The sequence below is a fragment of the Pseudoalteromonas sp. 0802 genome, from assembly GCF_013350085.1.
In the GTDB taxonomy this organism is placed as follows: Bacteria; Pseudomonadota; Gammaproteobacteria; order Enterobacterales; family Alteromonadaceae; genus Pseudoalteromonas.
Map to the genome: position 1 here is coordinate 214,914 of NZ_JABVXE010000003.1, position 18,733 is coordinate 233,646.

The following is an 18,733-nucleotide window of genomic DNA, read 5'->3' on the forward strand; positions in this document are numbered from 1 at the left end:
TTATGTCAGCACTTGCTGCGCCTCAAATAAGTTTAGAGCAAGCTCGTCAACTTGTTGAGTATCTTGAAAATGGTGAACAAGAAAAAGCGGATAAGCTCATTCTTGACGCTGCATCAAAAGAACAATCAGAGTTGTTTGCTGAAGTCGGCAAATTGACGCGTCAGCTTCATGAAGCATTAAAAAACTTTGACCTAGATACTCGTCTCACTGATTTAACTACCGAAGCGATCCCAGACGCTAAGCAGCGCTTAAATTATGTTATGAAAATGACAGAAAGCGCCGCCAATAAAACCATGGATGCGGTTGAAGCAAGTTTACCAATAGCGCAACAACTTGCTGATGAAATTGCCGCAATCAAACCTACGTGGGATCGTTTAATGAACCGAGAAATTGAACTCGGTGAATTTAAATCGTTATGTCATAGCTTAGATAAGTTCATGAATAACTCGCATACCAAAACCGATGAGCTCCAAGGTTTGATGACTAATGTGCTGATGGCGCAGGATTATCAGGATTTAACCGGACAAGTTATTCGCCGTGTTATTGAGTTGGTGCGAGAGGTAGAAGACAGTTTAATTAATCTCTTAACTGTGTTTGGCAGTCAAGAAGATGGTCATCAACAACAAGAAAAACAGGCCATAGAAAAAGCACCTGCAACAAGTGACACACTAGCAGGTCCTGAAGGGCCAATTATTGATAAAGAGTCTCGCGATGATGTTGTCTCAGGACAAGATGAAGTCGATGATCTATTATCAAGTCTGGGCTTCTAAGAGGAGAGTAGCTGCATGAGCTTTGAAGTCGATGAAGATATATTACAGGATTTCCTTGTTGAAGCAGGAGAAATCTTAGAGCTTTTGTCAGAGCAATTAGTCGAGCTTGAAAACAACCCAGAAGACAAAGATCTATTAAACGCCATTTTTAGAGGCTTCCATACTGTTAAAGGTGGTGCAGGCTTCTTAAGTATGACTGAACTTGTAGATGCGTGTCATGGTGCAGAGAATGTTTTCGATTTATTACGCCAAGGTCTGCGCAGTGTAACACCAGAACTAATGGACGTAATTTTACAGGCTCTCGACACTATCAACGAAATGTTCGCTACGATTCAAAATCGCGAACAGCCAGAGCCTGCAGACCCAGCCCTATTAGAAGTCCTTCATAAATTAAGTCAGCCACCGACTGCAGAAGAGCTTGCAGGTGAAGATTTATCTGTAGCAGACGATGTTGCAGTTGCACCTGAAGAACCCGCAGTTGAAGAGCCAGTTGTTGATACGCCTGAAGTCACAGCAGAAACAACAACAGACAACATCGATGAAGATGACCCATTTGCGTTCGATATGTTATTTGATGGCGGCGGTCTTGCAGATAGCAGCGCTGAGTCACAAAATATTGACGAAATCACCGAAGACGAATTTGAAAGCCTACTAGATGAACTTCATGGTAAAGGCCAAGGCCCAGCAGCACCTGCTGCAGATACTGTAAGCAATGACAGTGACGATATTACCGATGATGAATTTGACAGCTTATTAGACGAACTGCATGGCGTTGGTAACTTTGGTGAAGTAAAACAAGATACTCCTGCTCAGCCTGAAGCTACAAAGCCTGCACAGGCTGCTCCTCAGGCGTCTGCAGCAGAACCTTCAAGCAATGACTCAGACGATGAAATTAGCGATGACGAGTTTGAAGCACTGCTTGATGAATTACATGGTAAAGGTACTGCTCCTCAGTCTTTAGAAACGACTGCGCCAGAAAAAGCGCCTGAACCACCAAAAGCAGAACCTGCAAAACCAGCACAGCCTGCAGTATCAAAACCGGCACCTGCGCCTAAACCTGCTGCCGCAGCGCCTAAACCGGCTCCAGCACCTGCAAAAGCACCAGAAAAATCGCCTGCTGCTTCTGCTGCACCGAAAAAAGCGCCACCACCACAGGCAGAAACAACGGTACGTGTTGATACTAAACGTCTCGATGAAATCATGAACATGGTGGGTGAGCTGGTATTGGTCCGAAACCGCTTAGTGAGCCTTGCTAATAACAGCAATAGCGAGTCAATGGGTAAAGCCATCTCTAACCTAGATGTGGTAACCGCAGACTTGCAAGGCGCGGTGATGAAAACCCGGATGCAGCCAATTAAGAAAGTATTTGGCCGTTTCCCACGGGTTGTTCGTGACTTAGCCCGTAGCTTGAAAAAAGATATTAACCTGCAGCTAGTTGGTGAAGAAACCGATTTAGATAAAAACCTTGTTGAAGCACTTGCTGATCCATTGGTGCACTTAGTGCGTAACTCTGTTGACCATGGTATTGAAATGCCAGACGTGCGTGAAGCCGCAGGTAAACCACGTACAGGTACCGTAACGCTTTCGGCATCACAAGAAGGTGATCACATCCTACTAACCATTCGTGATGATGGTGCAGGTATGGATGCTGAGAAACTGAAAAAAATCGCAATTAGCAAAGGTGTGATTGATCACGACCAAGCAAGTCGCTTGTCGGATACCGAAGCGTACAACTTAATCTTTGCACCAGGTTTCTCAACCAAAGAAGAAATCTCTGACATCTCAGGCCGTGGTGTCGGCATGGATGTTGTTAAAACTAAAATCACTCAGTTAAATGGCTCGGTTAATATTCAGTCTGAGCTGGGGGTAGGTACTGCACTTGAAATCAAGGTGCCATTAACACTTGCTATCTTACCGACCTTAATGGTTGTTGTGGGTGAGCAAACCTTCGCATTACCACTTGCTGGTGTTAGCGAAATTTTCCACCTTGATTTAACTAAAACTAACGTAGTTGATGGCCAACTGACAATTATTGTACGTGAAAAAGCGATCCCGCTTTTCTATTTACAACATTGGTTAGTAAAAGGTGCCAACCGCCAAGAGCGTAAAGCAGAAGGTCACGTGGTTATTGTACAAATAGGTACTAAGCAAGTGGGCTTTGTAGTTGACTCGTTAATAGGTCAAGAGGAAGTTGTTATTAAACCTTTAGATGCCTTATTACAAGGCACACCAGGTATGGCAGGTGCGACAATTACTTCTGATGGTGGGATTGCACTGATCCTCGACGTACCTAGCATGCTTAAACACTACGTTGGCTAATAATAAATAATAAAGTGCAGTATTTAGCTGCACTTTGAATGATATAAAACAAGAGAGTGCCAATGGCAGTCAAAGTATTAGTTGTTGATGATTCAAGCTTTTTTCGCCGTCGTGTAAGCGAAATTTTAGAGCAAGACAGCAATATTCAAGTGATAGGTTTTGCCGTAAACGGCCGTGAAGCGGTAGATAAAGCCCGTGAACTAAAACCTGATGTGATTACTATGGATGTTGAAATGCCGGTTCTTGATGGCATTAGTGCCGTGAAAGAAATAATGGCAGCAACACCAACTCCTATTTTAATGTTCTCATCACTCACTCGTGATGGTGCAACCGCAACCCTAGATGCACTGGATGCTGGGGCGTTAGATTTTTTACCGAAAAAATTTGAAGACATTGCACGCAACAATGAAGATGCAATCGCACTTTTGCAAAATAAAGTAAAAGAAATTGGTCGCCGTCGCCTTTCTCGTTTTTCGCGCCCAGCACCTATTTCGCGACCAACTCCGGCTCCTGCATCAAGGAGCAGTAGCACTGCAAATACGAGTAGCGGTATTGTTCAACCTGATCGCAGCTTTAGCCGTCCAGCTCCTGCTAGTTCGCCTGCCGCATCGTCTTCGAGTACGAGTAATATTCGCGCTTCGGGCAAGCAATATCAGTTAGTTGCTATTGGCACATCAACCGGTGGGCCTGTAGCGCTACAAACAATTTTAACTCAGCTGCCAGCTAACTTTCCGCATCCTATTTTGCTTATTCAGCATATGCCAGCTGCGTTTACACCTGCTTTTGCTGCACGCCTTAATGGCTTATGCAGAATCAATGTGAAAGAAGCGCAAAATGGTGACCGTTTAGTGCCTGGTACCGCTTATTTAGCGCCAGGAGGTCAACAAATGCTAATAGAAGGACGAGGCGGCTCTCGCACACTGCGTGTGTTTGAAGACGACAGTCCGCGTATTACTTACAAACCGAGCGTTGACGTGACCTTTGCTAGTGCTGCAAAAACCTTTGGTGGTGATGTGCTAGCTGTAGTTTTAACGGGCATGGGCGCAGATGGCCGTGATGGTGCGCGTATGCTTAAGCAAGTCGGTGCTACTATTTGGGCGCAAGATGAAAAAACCAGTGTGGTGTATGGTATGCCACAAGCTGTTGCAAATGCGGGGCTGGCGAGCGAGAGCTTAGCACTCACTGATGTTGCAGCTCGCCTAACGCGTGAGACTGGCTGTGGATAAGCTATCTTTTCTTGGCTTAATTGTCGCGATAAGTGCCATCGCCTTTGGTTATGCATTAGAGGGCGGGGTTGTTTCTGCACTGTTTAATGGTCCTGCGCTTATCATCGTACTCGGTGGTACGCTTGGGGCTGTGATGCTTCAAACCCCTGCAAGTGTTTTTACTAAAACACTGAAGATCAGTCATTGGGTGTTCTTTCCGCCGTATCACGATATTGATGCAGCCATTGAACAAGTAAAGCGTTGGTCACACAAAGCACGCCAAGAAGGGTACTTAGCCCTTGAGTCTGATGCGCTGTCGCATTCAGACCCGTATGCGGCAAAAGGCTTGAGTCTACTTGTTGATGGGGTTGATGAGCAAAAGCTTAGAGATACCCTTGAAATTGATTTAATGCTTGAACGCGAGCGCTTACTTGAGGTAAGCCGAGTTTACGAAGCCATGGGCGGTTATAGCCCTACAATTGGTATTCTAGGTGCGGTACTCGGTTTGATTCAGGCTATGCAATTTATCACCGATCCTGAAAAGCTGGGTGCCGGTGTGGCTACTGCGTTTATCGCTACTATTTACGGTGTTGGTTTAGCTAACTTATTATTCTTGCCGATGGCGAATAAACTTAAGCAACAAGTTGAGCAAAAAATGCTGTATCATGAACTACTTGCTGAAGGCATTATTGCTATTTCGCAAGGTGAAAGCCCACTAAATATCGAACTAAAACTTGAGGCGTACCGTGTAGAGCGCCCAAGCTTAGTTGACGAGTAATTTATTATGATGCGCCGTCGTCTGCGTCATAACACGTCAAAAAACCAACATACTGAACGCTGGCTTGTCTCTTATGCCGATTACATGACCATCATGTTTGCTTTTTTTGTGGTCATGTATGCTATCGCAATTAGTAAAAATGAAGACTTTCAGATTCTCTCAGACTCACTGGAGCAGGTGTTCGAAAAATCAGCTCGTCAGCAACAACAGGTTGGCACTGGGGTTAACGGTACAGGCATATTAACTGATAGAGTTAGTCCTGAGAACGACATTCTATACGGTGAGAGCATTCGTAAAGATGAGCAGGGTCCTGAATTACTCGATGGACAAAGCGAAACCAGCAATATTGAGAAAAAACATCTTGGCAAGCCTCTCGACAGCTTACTTACTAAATTACAGTCTGCGCTTATTGATGAAATTCGTGATGGCGAAGCGAGTTTAGAGCTTCACCAAGATTGGCTTATCATCGAATTAAGTTCAGGTATGTTATTTTCATCGGGCAGTGCTGTTGCACAGCAGCGTGCCAAGCAAGTTGTTGGTTTAGTGAAAGATATTATCGCGCCGGTTGATAACTACATTCGCGTGCGTGGTTATACCGATAACGAAGGTATTCGTAATGAGATGTTTCGCTCAAACTGGGAGCTATCTGTAGCGCGGGCTACATCTGTACTGGTTGAGCTTGAGAGTTTAGGCATTAACCCTGCACGTATGGCTATTGAAGGCTACGGGCAGTATTCGCCCTTCGCAAGTAATGACACTGAGCAAGGCCGCGCAGAAAACCGCAAAGTGGTTGTTGCATTGTCTAAATATGGTTTACCGCCAAAAGAGCCAGAAAATACTGAACAAGAGTCACAAAACCAACCGCAACAGACGACAGAAATTGAGTTGCCAAGCGATGATAACAGCATTAAAGTGATTCAATTACCACATGGTGGCATTAGGATTACCACGCGCAATGAACAATAATAAGGTGTGATGTGAAAGTTTGGACCGTAGCGAATCAAAAAGGTGGGGTAGGGAAAACAACAACAGCCGTTAGCCTTGCTGGTATTCTCGCTTTACAAGGAAAACGCGTGTTACTTATTGACACCGATCCGCATGCATCATTGACTTATTATTTTGGTATAGATTCAGAAGACTTAGAAGTTAGCGTGTATGATATCTTTGCGCGCGGCAATAACATGGCCAGTGAAGAAATTTTACAGGCTCTATGTCCATCAACACTTGAAAACCTTGATATCTTACCTGCGACGATGGCAATCGCGACGCTTGATAGAAGCATGGGCAATAAAAATGGTATGGGCTTAATACTAAAAAAAGCACTGGCCAAAATTAGCGACCATTATGACTATGCAATTATTGATTGCCCGCCTGTTTTAGGGGTTTTGATGGTCAATGCTCTTGCAGCTAGTGAGCGAATTTTAGTGCCAGTACAAACAGAATTTCTGGCCTTAAAAGGGCTTGATCGTATGATGCGTACGATGGAGTTGATGCAAACATCGCAAGCAAAACAGTACCAATATACAATTATTCCTACAATGTACGATAAACGTACTAAAGCATCACTTGAAGCTTACAAGACTCTGCAGGATAATTACAAAGATAAAGTATGGTCAGGCGTGGTGCCTGTCGATACAAAGTTTAGAGATGCTAGTTTAGCACAACAAGTGCCGATTCAATTTTGCCCGCGTTCGCGTGGGGTATTTGCCTATCGCGCGCTGCTTGATTACTTAGTTGCACAAGGTTAAAGATGAGTAAGCATTTATTTGCCAATGAAAAAGTGATGACCCAATATTTGGGCGCTTTGTTGTGTGAAGATGAGCCTACAGACCAAAATCTTGAGCCAGTCGCAAAGCTGCTGGAGCAGGTTAAAGAGCCTGAAACTAAGACGGAAGAAAAGCTGACAGACGTTCAGCCTACTCCAGAACCTGTTTTACCACCCCCAGAACCGACTAAAGAGCTTGAGAAAACCGAGAACCAAGCTAATATCAAAGATATAGTCACAGAACCTAAAGCTGAACTGGTTGCAAAAACCTCGTCTGATCGTCAAGAAGACTATTTTGATGGTGAATTTCAGGCATTATTCTTTGAGGTTGCAGGGTTAACGCTTGCTGTACCGTTAAAAGCATTAGGGGGAATTCATCAGCTGGCTGAGGTTAACCAATTATTTGGTAAACCTAAATGGTTTAAAGGTGTAATGCTAAACCGTGAAGAAAAACTAAATGTTGTTGATACTGCACGTTGGGTTATGCCAGAAAAGTATGATGAAAAATTAGAACAATCATTAGATTATCAGTATTTAATCACCTTAGGTGACAGTCAATGGGGATTATTGGCTGAAAAGCTCGTAAATAATATTACGCTTCGTAAAGAAGATGTAAAATGGCGAGCAAAATCAGGTAAGCGGCCTTGGCTTGCAGGTGTTATCAAAGAGAAAATGTGCGCCTTGATTGACGTTGAAAATTTAAATCAATTGCTAGAGCAGGGCTTAGACAGCCGTGAGCAGTAACTATTTTTACGGAGTAATAGCATGAGTGAAGAAAGACTACTGTCAGCAAATAAAAACGCTGATAGCAACGATGAAGTGTTACAGTGGGTAACCTTTAAACTTGAAGAAGAAACGTACGGTATTAACGTAATGCAAGTACAAGAAGTACTTCGCTATACAGAAATTGCTCCTGTACCAGGTGCGCCTTCTTATGTATTAGGTATTATTAACCTACGTGGTAATGTTGTTACTGTTATCGACACTCGTGCACGCTTTGGCTTAATGGGTGCTGAGGTCACTGATAACTCTCGTATCGTTATCATTGAAGCTGAAAAGCAAGTGATTGGTATTTTAGTCGACAGTGTCGCAGAAGTGGTTTACCTACGTAGCTCTGAAATTGACAGTGCGCCAAATATTGGCACAGAAGAAAGTGCTAAGTTTATCCAAGGTGTATCTAACCGTGATGGTGAGTTACTGATCTTGGTTGATCTTAATAAATTATTAAATGACGATGAGTGGGACGAGCTAAGCGCACTATAAGCGTTTGGAAATTATATGCTGTTATACTCTTTGTTTGGTGCCTCAATCTTACTTGTATTAGTGTGTTTGGGGCTTATTTTTGTCAATAACAATAAGCAAGCGGCGGCAATTCAAGCCAAGCAAAAACAGTTACAAGAAGCTCAACAGCAATTGAGTATTTTACGTAGCGAAGTGGCTGAGATGCGGGCCGGCATGCTGAGTATTGGCAAACGCGTTGTTGCTGTTGAAGAAAAAAGTAAAGAGCTTGAACAGCTACAAGATGCACAAAAATATGATGATCCGAATGCGAAAATTTATTCGCGAGCGGTTAAAATGGTTGAGCTAGGCGCTGATTTAGAAGAAATAATTCGTGAATGCGAATTACCCAGAGCCGAAGCTGAGCTACTCATGTCACTTCATAAACAAAAAGGCGCCCAATAAGGCGCTTTTTATTTGAGTACATTTGAGCACTAGGCTTGAATGTTGAGCTTACCCTGAAAATCTTGCCAACCAGGTGGAAATTTACCACGCAATACGTACGAAAAAGCAATTAACTCGGCAATGACATAATAGAGCTCTTTCGGGATTTCTTCACCTAACTCAAGGTGCGATAAGGTTTGTGCTAAATCAGCATCTTGGTGTATCAAAATACCTTTTTGTTCAGCAAGTTTAACGATTTCTTCAGCCAATTCACCAAAGCCTTTACTGGTTACTCGTGGCGAGCTACCAGCTTCGTAGAGTAAGCCAATTGCTGATTTATGCACCGCTTGTTCACTCATAAGAATTACACCTTAATGTTAATAATCGCATGGGATTTATAAAAAGCTTGGTGGCTTGACGTCCCTTGTTGCAAGTTTAACTCACCTACATTTAAGCCATGGCCTGCTAATTTATGACGCAGCGTTTCTAAATGCGGATGAGCAAGCGCTGTCACTTCTTGTGAAGACGCTAGCAACTGGCAATCAACCGCTTTATCCATCACCTCTGCGGTAATTTGTAACTTGCCAAGCTGAGCATAATCAAAGTTTAATCGCACAAACCAGACATTTTTCGCTTCGAGTTTATTTTTACTTGGCTTTTTATACTGTCCTAAGCTGATTTCTGTTTGCCCTGTTTCAGGAGGTAACTTCATCGGTAAGAAAAACTGCGCTAAAGCACTGTTATCTTGTTGCTGATTGATAGGTGTTGTTTGCACCTGAGCCAACGTGTTTTTTAGTTGTGAAGCTTCAGCCGCCATGGCTTGCATCGCAGGCTGCTGTAGCTGCTCGAGTAATTTATTACCGTTAACGGCTTTAAAGTTGGGCACTAACACTTGCAGTAAGGCATCAAGACCAGTCTGATTATTAAAACTAAGGTTGGTTGGTGCTTGATTAATAATTGGCGCGGCAAGTGAAGCCACTGCTAATTGTTCTAACCCTTGGCTAAAGCTCGCTTGCTGAGTCTGGCTGGGTAATGCTGTTGGCCTGAGGATACTTAAAAGCTCTCGTTCAATCGTAGTAGGGTGCATGTTTTGACTCGAGATCATGCGATTAAATGCTTGATTTACGAGTCGATTCAAATCTACCGAAGACGATGTGTTTTGCTCACTCAGAGCTACAAGTTTTTCTGTTAATTGCACCGGTAGAGGTGTGCTTGCTAAAGGTTTGCTTTCAGGAAGCGGTAATAGCTTAGCAATCAGCGTGGCCTCAATCGGTCTTATCGGCAACAATGGCTGGCTCAAGTTTGGTTCTTTCAAAGCTAAGTAGGGGGCATGTAATTGAGTTTGCTGCTGAGCAACTTTTTGTAATCCTGCGGTTTGCTCAGTTGGCGCTCGAGTCGCTGAGTTATTCTGTTTTATTTGTTCATTAGGCGTTGCCGCTACAAGGTTTTTAGCCACTGTTTTTATTGCTCGATCAGCTTGTTGTTCCGAAGGAGCAGGTGCCCCTTTTAAATCAGGCTTTGCATTTTGTGCAGTAGGGTTGGGCGCTGAGTTTAATGTCGCTTGTTTAGTTTGTGTAATCTGCTCACTCAGATTTTTAACTACTGAATTAGCAAGGTTATTTTTAGCTTGAGCGAGCTGCTCTGAGGCTGGTTTGTCAGATTTCATGGCAGTAACAGCGCCGCTAACCGCTTTGTTGTCTACAGGTGCTTTTTGTAAAGCCGTATCTTTATTCAAAGCAGGAGTTTGCGCTTTACTATTGATTGCTATTTGAGTAGCAGGGCGCTGCGCGCTAACAAGCGGCTCTAAACTGACTTTTATCCGTTGCAGTAACTGTATTAAAGGTGGAGCCTTGTTATAACTCACGGGTAAGCTAACTTGCTTTGTAGACTGACTTTCGGTTAATGGTTCTGTCTGTTTAGTCGCAGGTAATGGCGTATTTGCTGAAACTGGCCCACTGATTGTTTGCGATACTTGGGGGGCGGCGTGTTGTGGCGTGCTTTGTTGAATAGCGGCAAACTTTACTATATTGATTTTATTAGCATTAAAGCCCAGTTGGCTAATCGTATTTTTGCTTTCAATCAGCTGATGCGTTGACTGGTTAACAGCCGCTTTGGTGGTAGCGGGGAGCTTTTCAAAATAGCGCACAGCATCACTAATACGCGTTTTTAAATCAGCAAAACTGTCTTTTAGCCAAGAGCTAATGGGGGAATTTGAGCTGCTCGATGGCGCTATCAACGTATTCTTAGGTTCAACAGCTTGGCTTTTTAATGCTTGATTGAATGTCTCTGACAACGAGTTCTTTAACAGTATTTGTTGCACAGGTGCTTTATTTATAAGTTCAATAGTATTTTTAACTTGCTGGGGTATTAGTTTTAATGCATGAGGATGAAATTGCCACTGGGCTTGAATTTGCTTAGCTTGTTTTGGCGATATTGTAGGTAGCGGTAAAGTTAGTACATTACTTTGCTTGTTTGCAACGCTTAACTGTACTTGTTGCCCAGCTAATTTTAAATTCATTTCAGGGGTTAGCTTAGCCACCAACTCGGCTACTTTTTGTTGGCTAACACTTTGCTGATGGAGTGAATCCCCAAAGCGATTAATTATGTTTAAATTAAAGCTATTTTGTTGGTTGGTAGCAGGCAGCAAAATGGCTTTAAGTGGTGCTTCAGCTTTTAAAAGAGCAACCAGGCTATTGTTAAGAGCAAACTCAGCTTTTAATGTTGGTAGTTGTAGTAAAGGTTTACTTGGCGCAATCTGAGCAGGGTGCGGCATATTTGTATTTGCGCTCCCTTGCGTTAGCAAGTTCAGTAGTGCTTGTAATTGCTGGCTTTTGCCAAGTGTAATCGTCAGCGGTGCTGGTGTGATAGTCAGCTGTTTACCATCACTACTTAATTGAATATTGGCCGCTAAAAAGCGCTCAGTTTTAAGATTTTCTTGCTCTGTTGATAAGCGCAGTGTTTGCCATGAGTTATTGATTAGCACGTCCATTTGCATGCTTTGCTTACCAATTACGATATTTCGGGCAGTTAAGCTCTGCTCAGCCAGCATTTTTAAGGCATCATTAGGTGATTGCTGTGATGCACTGCTGATTGCTTTTGGGTCTAGATTAAGCTGAGTGCTGAGAGTCAACTGGCTTTGTTTATTCATTATTTTAGATCAAATATAAGTTAATCGTTTTAAAGCAATATTCGTATTACCCTATCATTATGGTAGACTAACGCCTAATTTTGGGTATAGAGAATCGTCATCTTGTTACACATTAAGGCCGTCACCTGCATCAAGCAAGATCGTTGTTTGTTTGCGGATCTTAATTTCAGCTTGAAATCGGGACAAATTATGCAATTAGCTGGTCCGAATGGGGCTGGTAAAACATCATTATTGCGTATTATCGCGGGTTTCGCTATGGCGGATGAAGGCGATGTTTTGTTCCAAGAACGCTCGATTACAAAATACTATGATGAATATGCACAAGAGTTATTATTCATCGGCCATAAAACGGGTGTAAATACACAACTTACTGCCCTTGAGAATGTCGCATTTTGGCTAAAAATTAATGGCTACGATAGCAAACAAGACTTGTATCCGATCCTAGCAAAAATAGGCTTAGTAGGTCTTGAGGATGTGCCTGTTCGTATGTTGTCAGCAGGGCAACAGCGCCGTGTCGCTTTAGTAAGACTGTGGCTGAATAGTGCCAAACTATGGATCCTTGATGAGCCATTTACGGCCCTTGATAAAAGCGGTGTGGCATTTTTACAAGAACGCTTTGTTGAGCACCTAAATGCTGGTGGCGGGATTCTTTTAACTACCCACCAAGACTTAACGACACATTTTAGTGACCTACAAACAGTGACTTTGGAGTATCGCCACTGATGGTAAAACAGCATTCGTATTGGCAATTATTCACTGCGGTTTTTTCTAAAGATCTTAAATTAGCGTTTCGTCAGCGTGCTGAAATCGTTAACCCTATCTTGTTTTTTCTTATTGTTATTACACTTTTTCCGTTAGCAATTGGCCCTGAACCCGGTCTACTTGCTCGTATGGCACCGGGCATTATTTGGGTCGCTGCGTTACTCTCGACTATGTTGGGCTTAGATAAGCTATTTCGTGATGATTATCACGACGGAACACTAGAGCAATTAATTGCTTCATCATACCCATTACCGTTAACTGTCCTTGCAAAGGTGGCAGCGCATTGGGTGATCACGGGGTTGCCTTTAGTGTTAATGACCCCGGTATTTGCTTTGTTATTGAATTTAGAAAGTTCAGCGCTTTTAGCAACCGTTCTGACCTTATTGTTAGGTACGCCATTGCTTAGCTTCATTGGTGCAATTGGCGCTGGACTTACTGTGGGACTACAAAAAGGCGGCATTTTAATGAGTTTGCTTGTTTTGCCTTTGTATATCCCTGTACTAATTTTTGCAACCTCGGCTATTGATACCAGCTCTATGGAGCTTGCCTATAGCGGACAGCTTGCAATCCTTGGTGCCATGCTAATCGTAGCGATTATAGCGGCGCCAATTGCCATATCGTCAGCATTGAAAGTGAGTGTAAGTTAATATGTGGAAGTGGTTACATCCCTACGCAAAAGCAGATCGTGCTTACCAATTGTGTAACACCTTACTGCCTTATTTCGCCGTCGTTACGGTGGTTTGTATGATTGTTGGATGGGTCTGGGGGCTTGCTTATGCCCCAGCCGATTACCAACAAAAAGACAGCTACCGAATTATTTTTATCCATGTGCCTTCAGCTATTTTATCTATGGGCGCTTACTCTTCTATGGCGATTGCAGCAGTGATCGCACTAGTATGGCAATTACGTAATGCAGAACTTGCAGTGATTGCAATTGCACCTGTCGGGGCATGTGTGACAGCGATAGCATTAATTACCGGTGCAGCATGGGGTAAACCTATGTGGGGCGCATGGTGGGTGTGGGATGCACGTCTTACCTCTGAGTTAATTCTGTTATTTTTATACCTTGGTGTGTTATCGCTTTATCATGCTTTTGAAGATAAAAAAGCAGCGGGGCGTGCTGCTTGTATCTTAGCCATTGTTGGGGTTATCAACTTACCGATTATTCACTTCTCGGTGGAGTGGTGGAATACCTTGCATCAAGGTGCAACCATTACAAAGTTTGATACTAAAGCTATTGATCCAAGCATGTTTTGGCCATTAATGGTTAACATTGTTGCGTTTGCAGGTTTTGTTGGTGTGGTGACGTTAATCCGTCTTAAAAACGAAATTCTCCAACGTGAAAAGCATCGCCCTTGGGTGCGTGATATGGTTGAGCGAGGTTAATCATGCAGTTTGATTCTTTTGCAGATTTTATTGCCATGGGTGGCTATGGCTTTTATGTATGGTTGTCTTTTGGTAGCTGTGCATTAATTTTACTTGGTATTTTATTTAGTTCGTTAAACGATACAAAACGTATTTTCTCTTCAGTAAAGCAGCAAGCACAACGTGAAGAGCGCATTAAGAAAGCGAAGCAAGAGGCAGGGCAATGAATCCAAGACGTAAAAAACGTTTATTAGCTGTTGTAGCCATTATTTTTGGTGTGGGTGCAACGATTGGTTTAGTGCTGTACGCACTGCAAGAAAACATCAATTTATTCTATACCCCAAGTGAACTTGTTGAGGGTAAAGGACCAAACAAAGAAAAACCGCATATTGGTCAGAAGCTACGTATTGGCGGCATGGTTGTACCTGGCTCAGTTGTTCGTGACGAATCAAGCTTAAAGGTAAGCTTTAAACTGATTGATAAAGGCCCTATGGTGACAATTAATTATCAAGGGATTTTGCCGGACTTATTCCGTGAAGGCCAAGGGATTGTGGCGCAGGGCGTGCTAGTTAAAGCCAATGAAATTGATGCCTTTGAAGTACTTGCAAAGCATGATGAAGAGTACATGCCTGCAGAAGTTGCTGAAGCTGTGAAGGGTATCAAGCACGAAAAACCGACGTATAACTTAGATAACGGCAATTAATATGATCCCAGAACTCGGTTATTTTTCTTTAACACTGGCCATGGTGCTCAGTGTTCTATTGTGTATTTTTCCTTTGTGGGGCGCGCATACCGGCAATTTACGTTTAATGCGTGCCGCCCCATCACTGGCAATTGGACAATTCGTATTTGTACTTTTGTCTTTTGCTGCACTTGTTTATGCCAGTTTAACCGACGACTTTACTGTTTCGTATGTTGCTTATCACTCAAGTAGCACCTTACCTTGGTACTACAAGATAACCTCGACATGGGGTGGTCATGAAGGGGCAATTTTACTCTGGTTAGTAATGCAAGCGGGTTGGACCGCTGTAGTTGCTATGCGTTCGCAATCATTACCTTGGGTATTACGTGCTCGTGTACTGGGTGTACTAGGCTTTTTAGGTGTTGGCTTTATGTTATACACCTTATTAATGTCGAGCCCATTTGAGCGCTTATTGCCTTATTTCCCTGTTGAAGGTCGCGATTTAAACCCGTTATTGCAAGACCCGGGTATGATCATTCACCCGCCATTGCTTTATATGGGCTATGTGGGTTTATCTGTGTCGTTCTCATTTGCTATTGCAGCGTTACTTACAGGTAAGCTTGATAATACTTGGGCTAAGTGGTCTCGTCCTTGGACTATGACAGCATGGGGCTTTTTAACACTCGGTATTACCATTGGTAGTTGGTGGGCATACTCAGAACTTGGCTGGGGTGGCTGGTGGTTCTGGGATCCAGTTGAAAACGCATCATTAATGCCATGGCTTGTGGCAACAGCATTGCTGCACTCATTATCAACCACCGAAAAGCGTGGTGTGTTTAAGTCGTGGACCGTATTGTTGGCTATTGCAGCATTTTCGTTAAGCTTACTGGGTACCTTTATTGTTCGCTCGGGTATCATTGTATCTGTGCATGCTTTTGCCTCAGATCCTAACCGCGGTATGTTTATTTTAGCTTTCTTAGCCATTGTCGTTGGTGGTGGTTTATCGCTTTATGCATTACGCGTTTCACAGGTGAAAAGTGAAGGCCGTTATAAGTTTGCCTCACGTGAAGTTGCGCTTTGGCTAAATAATATTTTCTTAGTTGTGGCAACGCTGATTGTATTGCTAGGTACATTACTGCCAATGATCCACAAAGAACTTGGCTTAGGTAGCATTTCGATTGGTGAGCCGTTCTTCAATAAGATGTTTGCTATTTTACTGGTACCGTTTGCCATTTTAATGGGTATGGGTCCGCTGTTACGTTGGAAACAAAACAAGTGGTCGATGTTGCAAAACAAGTTTGCACTATCGGCTGTAGTTAGTCTCGTGGCTACGGCAGCGTGGTTATATTCAAGTTACGATGTAATTGCGCCTATTACCTTTATTGCAACTACGCTAGCGGTATGGATTGTTGTTACTACAGTGGTTGATTTAGCGGCAAAAGTAACTATTCACAAAACCTTAGGCGAAGGCTTTAAACGTTTAGGGCTAAGCTATTGGGCGATGGTTTTAGGCCACGTTGGTTTAGCGTTCGTAATTGCAGGTGTAACGTTAACCTCTGCTTATTCAGTAGAGCGTGATGTATCAATGAAGCCGGGTGATACTGTGGCTTTAAATGAATACCAGTACCGCTTTGATGGTGTTAAGTCTATTCGCGGTGCTAACTATAGCGGCCATGCTGGGGTTGTCACAGTGCTGAAAAACGATAAACAAGTAACCGTTTTACATGCTGAAAAACGCCGTTATGACATTGGTATGCAGTTTATGACTGAAGCGGCTGTTGATGCAGGCTTCACACGTGACTTATATCTAGCGCTTGGTGAGCAATTAAGCCAAGGTGCGTGGTCGTTACGTATTTACCATAAGCCTTATGTTCGTTGGATGTGGCTCGGTGGTATCTTGATTTCACTGGCAGGCTTTTTAGTACTTGGTGATAAACGCTACCGCCAAAAATCGACTAAGCAGGAGGCTTCAGCATGAACCGTAAACTACTCGCACTAGCACCTTTACTGGTTTTCGTTTTACTGTGTGTGTTTTTATATCAAGGTTTGTTTGCTAACCCGCGTGAGCTGCAAACAGGGCGTATTGGGCAGGCTATGCCAGCTTTTAATCTGCCAGATTTGATGGATGAGTCAAAGCGTTGGACAGATAGTGATTTAAAAGGTGAAGTTTACTTACTAAATGTGTGGGGCACATGGTGCCCGACCTGTTTAGCTGAGTTAGGCTATTTAACCGAGCTTAGAGAGCAGGGCGTTAAGATTGTTGGCTTATACTACGAGCAAGGCTATGACCCTGACTTTGATGGTCAGTTTGATATTAACGCACTACGCGAAGATGTCACTAGCATGCTTAATCGTGCTGGCGACCCATATCAATTTAATATCTTAGATTTAAAACGCACATTAGCCCTTGATTTAGGTGTGTCTGGCGCACCAGAGACCTTTTTAGTCGATAAGCAAGGCACTATTTTGCTACACCATACCGGCGATATTAATCCGCGTGTGTGGCGAGCCAAATTCGCACCGTTAATGCAGGAGTTACAGTAATGAGACTCGTGATTTTTTTAGCAAGTTTGCTCATCACGTTTAGCGCATTTGCAGAGCAAGACAAGTATCAATTTGATGATAAAGAGCAAGCTGTTCGCTTTAGTGAACTAACCAAAGAGCTGCGTTGCCCTAAATGTCAAAACCAGAACATTGCCGATTCAGACGCCGTTGTAGCCAAAGACTTACGTGACAAAGTGTTAACGCTGGTAAAAGATGGCAAAAGCAAAGATGAAGTCATCGATTATATGATTGACCGTTACGGTTACTTCGTACATTACGATCCACCAGTAACACCTGCAACCTTAGTGTTATGGGTATTGCCAGTATTAATTGTGGTACTTGGCTTTGGCTTTATTGTTTTACGCCAACGTAAGGCATCTGTAAAACAAACATGGACAGAGCAAGACGAGGCACTGCTTGCAAAGTTAATTGAACAAAATCAACGTCAGGAGCAAAGCTAGATGGCATTAATGTGGGCTTCTTTTGTTTTACTCACACTGGTTGCATTGCTATTTGTTGTCGTTCCGTTTTTTAAACGCGAACGTATTCAACGCCTTGATCACAATGCAAACTCGGAGTTAATCCGAATTTATCATCAACGTTTAGACGAGCTTAAAGCTGACTTAGATAACCAGCGTATTGATGCACAAATGCACGATGAGTCAGTTATCGAACAAAAGCGTCGTTTACTCAATGAGTTGTCTCCAGAAAAAGCGCTAAATAGTAAAGGTAACAACCGTATTTTTGCCCTTACTGGCGCAGGCTTTTTAATTGTTTTAACGGCTATCTTTTATGGCTACACGGGTAGTCAGCAGCAAATTAAAGGCTGGCATGACGCGATGGCAAACCTTAAGTCGTATGGTGAGCGTGCCGTAATGCAAGATGGTGAGCCGTTAACACCGAATGAGCTGCAAGCATTTGCTTTAGCATTGCGTACCAAGCTTGATCAAAGTGGTGATGATGAAGTGGCGTGGATGCTGCTAGGTCGTGTTGCGATGTCATTAAATGAATTTGATATGGCAATGCAGTCATTTGATAAGGTTCTTAAAATGAACCCAGATAACAAGCAAGTGCTGATCAGCTACTCGCAAGTCCTGCTAATGGAAGGCAGTGATGCGAATATGTCTCGTGCGGCGACTATGTTATCGAGAGTGTTAAAAGCAGAGCCGACCAATATTGATGCTATCTCATTGCTAGCCCTAATTGCTTATGAGCGTAAAGATTGGCTGCAAGCAAAAACTGCGTTTGAAGTACTGCTTGCAAGTATGCAGCAAAACGACCCGCGTTATAGCATGATTGCAGAGCGAATTGCTGAAATTGATGCCCATTTAAATAACGAGCAGCAAGTTACAAATACAAAACTCGCAGAAGCTTCAAACAGTGAAATTAGCATCACGGTTGATTTAGACTCTGCACTTGCAGATTCGCTGCCACAAAACGGCACGTTATTTGTTTTTGCAAAAGCAGCCAGTGGTCCACAAATGCCATTAGCTGTGGTAAAAATGACCGAATATAGCTTTCCGTTAACCGTGACGTTGAGTGATAGCAATGCCATGGTTGAAGGCTTGAATCTATCAAGTGTCGATAAAATTATTTTAACTGCGCGTTTATCAAAAGATGCAACTGTGGTAACTTCTAGCGGCGAGTTGGAAGGCAAGTCGGATGTTTTAGAGCGTGCAAACGTAAAAGAATATTCGTTGCTAATTAATGAGTTAATACCTTAAGGATAGCCG

General features: G+C 43.1%; 20 protein-coding genes. 18 read left to right on the forward strand and 2 right to left on the reverse strand.

The genetic code is table 11. The features are described from left to right. The first annotated feature begins 2 nt into the window (after positions 1-2). The 9 genes from HUS61_RS08680 to HUS61_RS08720 all read left to right on the forward strand — a co-directional run bounded on the left by HUS61_RS08680 (position 3) and on the right by HUS61_RS08720 (position 8,520). Positions 3-770 (forward strand): protein phosphatase CheZ, encoded by a 768-nt coding sequence (locus HUS61_RS08680; protein WP_175082353.1) that lies wholly within the window; start codon positions 3-5, stop codon positions 768-770. Positions 771-785: 15 nt separating this feature from the next. Further along, positions 786-3,089, forward strand: coding sequence for a chemotaxis protein CheA (locus HUS61_RS08685; RefSeq protein WP_130166644.1), 2,304 nt, complete (start codon positions 786-788; stop codon positions 3,087-3,089). Positions 3,090-3,151: 62 nt separating this feature from the next. Then, positions 3,152-4,315 carry a chemotaxis response regulator protein-glutamate methylesterase gene (locus HUS61_RS08690; RefSeq protein WP_175082354.1) on the forward strand — a complete coding sequence of 388 codons (1,164 nt, stop codon included), beginning with the start codon at positions 3,152-3,154 and terminating at the stop codon, positions 4,313-4,315. Further along, positions 4,308-5,072, forward strand: coding sequence for a flagellar motor protein (locus HUS61_RS08695; protein WP_130166646.1), 765 nt, complete (start codon positions 4,308-4,310; stop codon positions 5,070-5,072). Before HUS61_RS08690 ends, HUS61_RS08695 begins: the two co-directional genes overlap by 8 nt. Before the next feature lie 6 nt (positions 5,073-5,078). Beyond that, positions 5,079-6,038, forward strand: a complete 960-nt coding sequence (locus HUS61_RS08700) for a flagellar motor protein MotB (protein ID WP_054562169.1) — start codon at positions 5,079-5,081, stop codon at positions 6,036-6,038. Between the two features lie 11 nt (positions 6,039-6,049). Next, positions 6,050-6,820: a ParA family protein gene (locus HUS61_RS08705; RefSeq protein WP_054562168.1), complete on the forward strand. Its 771-nt coding sequence runs from the start codon at positions 6,050-6,052 to the stop codon at positions 6,818-6,820. Positions 6,821-6,822: 2 nt separating this feature from the next. After that, positions 6,823-7,581: a chemotaxis protein CheW gene (locus HUS61_RS08710; protein WP_130166647.1), complete on the forward strand. Its 759-nt coding sequence runs from the start codon at positions 6,823-6,825 to the stop codon at positions 7,579-7,581. A gap of 21 nt (positions 7,582-7,602) precedes the next feature. Next, positions 7,603-8,100: a chemotaxis protein CheW gene (locus HUS61_RS08715; RefSeq protein ID WP_054553251.1), complete on the forward strand. Its 498-nt coding sequence runs from the start codon at positions 7,603-7,605 to the stop codon at positions 8,098-8,100. 15 nt (positions 8,101-8,115) lie between these two features. After that, on the forward strand, positions 8,116-8,520 hold the full coding sequence (locus HUS61_RS08720; RefSeq protein WP_055020709.1) for a DUF2802 domain-containing protein: 405 nt from the start codon (positions 8,116-8,118) through the stop codon (positions 8,518-8,520). Positions 8,521-8,549: 29 nt separating this feature from the next. On the opposite strand, the gene HUS61_RS08725 is transcribed toward HUS61_RS08720, so the two are convergent. Beyond that, on the reverse strand, positions 8,550-8,858 hold the full coding sequence (locus HUS61_RS08725; protein ID WP_054562165.1) for an EscU/YscU/HrcU family type III secretion system export apparatus switch protein: 309 nt from the start codon (positions 8,856-8,858) through the stop codon (positions 8,550-8,552). Positions 8,859-8,863: 5 nt separating this feature from the next. Further along, positions 8,864-11,647 (reverse strand): flagellar hook-length control protein FliK, encoded by a 2,784-nt coding sequence (locus HUS61_RS21625; protein WP_258535984.1) that lies wholly within the window; start codon positions 11,645-11,647, stop codon positions 8,864-8,866. Positions 11,648-11,749: 102 nt separating this feature from the next. On the opposite strand from HUS61_RS21625, the gene ccmA reads away from it, so the two are divergent. Genes ccmA through ccmI form a run of 9 tightly spaced genes read left to right on the forward strand, consistent with a single transcriptional unit; the run spans position 11,750 to position 18,724 of the window. After that, positions 11,750-12,370: a cytochrome c biogenesis heme-transporting ATPase CcmA gene (gene ccmA, locus HUS61_RS08735; protein WP_130166648.1), complete on the forward strand. Its 621-nt coding sequence runs from the start codon at positions 11,750-11,752 to the stop codon at positions 12,368-12,370. Further along, a complete protein-coding gene (gene ccmB / locus HUS61_RS08740; protein WP_130166649.1) occupies positions 12,370-13,056 on the forward strand; it encodes a heme exporter protein CcmB in 687 nt (228 codons plus the stop codon). The genes ccmA and ccmB overlap by 1 nt, the downstream gene beginning before the upstream one ends. 1 nt (position 13,057) lies before the next feature. Next, the gene (locus HUS61_RS08745; RefSeq protein ID WP_054553245.1) at positions 13,058-13,795 is read left to right on the forward strand and encodes a heme ABC transporter permease; all 738 of its coding nucleotides are present in this window, start codon (positions 13,058-13,060) and stop codon (positions 13,793-13,795) included. Between the two features lie 2 nt (positions 13,796-13,797). Continuing rightward, positions 13,798-14,001, forward strand: a complete 204-nt coding sequence (gene ccmD, locus HUS61_RS08750; protein WP_054553244.1) for a heme exporter protein CcmD — start codon at positions 13,798-13,800, stop codon at positions 13,999-14,001. Then, positions 13,998-14,477 carry a cytochrome c maturation protein CcmE gene (ccmE, locus tag HUS61_RS08755; protein WP_054562161.1) on the forward strand — a complete coding sequence of 160 codons (480 nt, stop codon included), beginning with the start codon at positions 13,998-14,000 and terminating at the stop codon, positions 14,475-14,477. The genes ccmD and ccmE overlap by 4 nt, the downstream gene beginning before the upstream one ends. A 1-nt stretch (position 14,478) precedes the next feature. After that, on the forward strand, positions 14,479-16,434 hold the full coding sequence (locus tag HUS61_RS08760; RefSeq protein WP_175082355.1) for a heme lyase CcmF/NrfE family subunit: 1,956 nt from the start codon (positions 14,479-14,481) through the stop codon (positions 16,432-16,434). Beyond that, positions 16,431-17,000, forward strand: coding sequence for a DsbE family thiol:disulfide interchange protein (locus HUS61_RS08765; RefSeq protein ID WP_130166650.1), 570 nt, complete (start codon positions 16,431-16,433; stop codon positions 16,998-17,000). Before HUS61_RS08760 ends, HUS61_RS08765 begins: the two co-directional genes overlap by 4 nt. Continuing rightward, positions 17,000-17,461, forward strand: a complete 462-nt coding sequence (locus tag HUS61_RS08770; protein ID WP_054562158.1) for a cytochrome c-type biogenesis protein — start codon at positions 17,000-17,002, stop codon at positions 17,459-17,461. The genes HUS61_RS08765 and HUS61_RS08770 overlap by 1 nt, the downstream gene beginning before the upstream one ends. Then, positions 17,462-18,724 carry a c-type cytochrome biogenesis protein CcmI gene (gene ccmI / locus HUS61_RS08775; RefSeq protein ID WP_175082356.1) on the forward strand — a complete coding sequence of 421 codons (1,263 nt, stop codon included), beginning with the start codon at positions 17,462-17,464 and terminating at the stop codon, positions 18,722-18,724. It abuts the gene before it with no gap. Positions 18,725-18,733: the final 9 nt, after the last annotated feature.